We start from the raw sequence: 2,811 nt of genomic DNA, 5'->3' as shown, positions 1-2,811 counted from the left end.
GGGCCCGCCCCCGCAGGGCCACCCGTCACAGGGCCACCCGCCGCAGGGCCCGCCCCCGCAGGGGTATCCGGGACCGGGACCGCAGAACCCCCCGACCGGGTATCCGGCCCAGCACCCGACGGGAACGCCGCCGGGCGCGGGAAACATGCCGCCGGCACGTGGGACCACACCGCCCCCCATGGGGAGCCCCGCGGCCGAGACGGCGACTGACATCCCCCTCCCCGGCGGGCAGGTACCCGCGGGCGAGACGGCCGTGGGAACGCTTCCCGGCGACGGTCCCGGTGGGGGCCCCGGCGAGGGCGGGAAGAGCGCCGGCGGCGGCATCCTGCGGTCCGGCGCGATCATGGCGGTGGGCACCCTCGCGTCCCGCGTCACCGGGTTCCTGCGGACGGCGGTCATCGTCGCCGCGCTCGGCACCGGGATGCTCGCCAACGCCTACAACACCGCCAACACCGTCCCCAACCAGATCTACGACCTGCTGCTCGGCGGCATCCTCGTCAGCGTCATCGTCCCGCTGCTGGTGCGGGCCAAGGAACGCGACCGCACCTACGGCGAACAGTACGAACAGCGGGTGTTCACCCTCGCGGTGATCGGCCTCGGCCTGCTGACCGTGGTCGCGGTGCTGTGCGCGCCGCTGTTCATCGACGTCCTCGCGGGCAGCTACACCGGCGACCAGCGGACCGTCGCGGTCCTGTTCGCGCGGTTCTTCCTGCCGCAGCTGTTCTTCTACGGAGTCGGCGCGTTCGCCGGGGCCATCCTCAACACGCGCGGCAGCTTCGGCGCGCCGATGTGGGCGCCGGTACTGAACAACCTGGTCGTGATCGGGGTCGGCGGCGCCTTCCTCGTGGTCACGTCGGGAGCGGTCGACCCGACCAACGTCTCCGACGGCCAGCTGCTGCTGCTGTCCCTCGGCACCACCGGCGGGATCGTGCTGCAGACGCTCGCGCTGTGGCCGTCCCTGCGCAAGGTCGGGTTCCGGTGGCGGCCCCGCCTGGACTTCCAGCGCGGCGAGATCGGCGAGGTCGGCCGGCTGGCCGGCTGGACGCTGGTGTACGTCATGGCCACGCAGGCGGGGCTCGCCGTGGTGACCGCGCTGGCGAACCGGGCCGGGAACCTCGCCGTGGACGAGGGCATCGGCGAGGGCTACGGATACACGCCGTACTTCAACGCCTACCAGCTCTTCCAGCTCCCCTACGCCATCGTCGGGGTCTCGGTGATCACCGCGCTGCTGCCGCGGATGAGCCGGTTCGCCGCCGAGGGCAAGACCGCCGACCTGCGCGCCGCCTTCTCCACCGGGCTGCGCCTCTCATCGGTGATCATCATGCCGGCGGCTGCGCTGATGCTGGTGCTCGGCCCGGAGATCACCACCGTGCTGTTCGCGCACGGCAACACCTCGGCCGACGACGCACTGGTCATCGCGCGGGTCATGCAGATGTTCGCGATCGCGCTGGTGCCCTTCTCGATCTACCAGCTGATGCTGCGGGTCTTCTACGCCCACCGCGACACCAGGACGCCCGCGCTGATCGGCGTCGTCACCGTCACGACCAACATCATCATGGCGTTCACCGCCTACAACGTCCTCGGCGTCGAGTGGATCGTGGTCGGCCTGGCCGGCGGGTTCGCGATCAGCAACGTGGTCGGCACCATCACCTGCTGGCTGGTGCTCCGCCGCAAGCTCGGCGGCATGGACGGCCGGCGCATCATCGGCGGCCACCTGAAGCTGCTCGTCGCCATCTGGCCGCTGGTCGGTTTCGCCTACGCCACGCACACCATCTCCGACGCCCTCGGCAGCACCGGCGCGCTGGTCCCCGCCCTGATCACGCTGATCATCGGCTCCGCCGGCGGCGGGCTGCTGTACCTGGTCTTCGCCAAGCTCATGCGGGTGGACGAGGTCCAGACCGCGATCTCCACTTTCGCCAGGAAACTCCCTGGCCGCTGACCCGCCGCCACCGGAAAGCGGGCAAAGTAAAAAGGACGCGCGGCGATAAGGCGGGCCAGTTGCGCGAGTAGCCACTACCATGTGGGGGACTACGGCTTGCGGGGCGACACCCTGGGGAACGCAAAGAGGAGGGTCGGAGGCGTAAGCTGCCACGCCACTAACATGGGATCTGACCACCTGTCCAGGACGCTGCCGTGAGCACGTCGTCCGTCATTGAGCCCGGCACACGTCTCGCCGGCCGCTACCGGCTCGAGGAGCGCATCACCGACTCCGGTGGCTCGTGCCTCTGGAAGGCCATCGACGAGATCCTCGCGCGGGCCGTCGCGGTCCGTACCTTCGACCCCGACTTCCCCCGCATCGGCGAGGCCGTCACGTCGGCCCGCTCCGCCAGCCGCCTGACCGACCCGCGGCTCACCCAGGTGTTCGACGCCGACGACAGCGGCGAGAGCGCCTACGTCGTCAGCGAGTGGGTCGTCGGCGAGAGCCTGGAGGGGATGCTCGCCAAGGCGCCGCTGGAACCGGGCCGTGCCGCGACCCTGCTGTACGAGGCGTCCGAGGCCATGGCCGCCGCGCACGCCGCCGGGCTGTCGCACCTGTGCCTCACCCCACGCGACCTCGTCTGGACGACCGGCGGAACCGTCAAGCTCCTCGGCATCGCGACCCACGCCGTCCTCGGCGACCGGCACTGCGAAGACCCGGCGGCCGAGGACGTCCGCGGCCTCGGCCGGATGCTGTACGCCGCGATCACCGCGCACTGGCCCGGCGACGAGGACGGATCCGACCTGCCCGCCGCGCCCGCCGCCGACGGCGTCGCCCACCCGCCCCGCCTGGTCCAGGCCGGCATCTCGCACGCGATCGACGCGATCGTGTGC

General features: G+C 71.6%; 2 protein-coding genes. Both read left to right on the top strand.

The window, feature by feature from the left end:
• Positions 1-178 precede the first annotated feature (178 nt).
• Entirely contained in the window at positions 179-1,939 is a 1,761-nt protein-coding gene (gene murJ, locus E1285_RS44360) for a murein biosynthesis integral membrane protein MurJ (protein WP_243723481.1), read from the top strand.
• Between the two features lie 194 nt (positions 1,940-2,133).
• Positions 2,134-2,811 (top strand): protein kinase family protein (locus E1285_RS44355; protein WP_207947290.1); only part of this gene is annotated, 678 nt, incomplete at its 3' end.

This window comes from Actinomadura sp. 7K507 (assembly GCF_004348425.1).
GTDB lineage: Bacteria > Actinomycetota > Actinomycetes > Streptosporangiales > Streptosporangiaceae > Spirillospora.
The sequence above is the reverse complement of the archived record's forward strand: the minus strand, read 5'-3'. Positions and strand labels throughout refer to the sequence as shown.

What these genes read in the sequence shown, in the direction of transcription:
- murJ (WP_243723481.1), top strand. Translation starts at nt 179, where the DNA reads ATGGGGAGCCCCGCGGCCGAGACGGCGACTGACATCCCCCTCCCCGGC.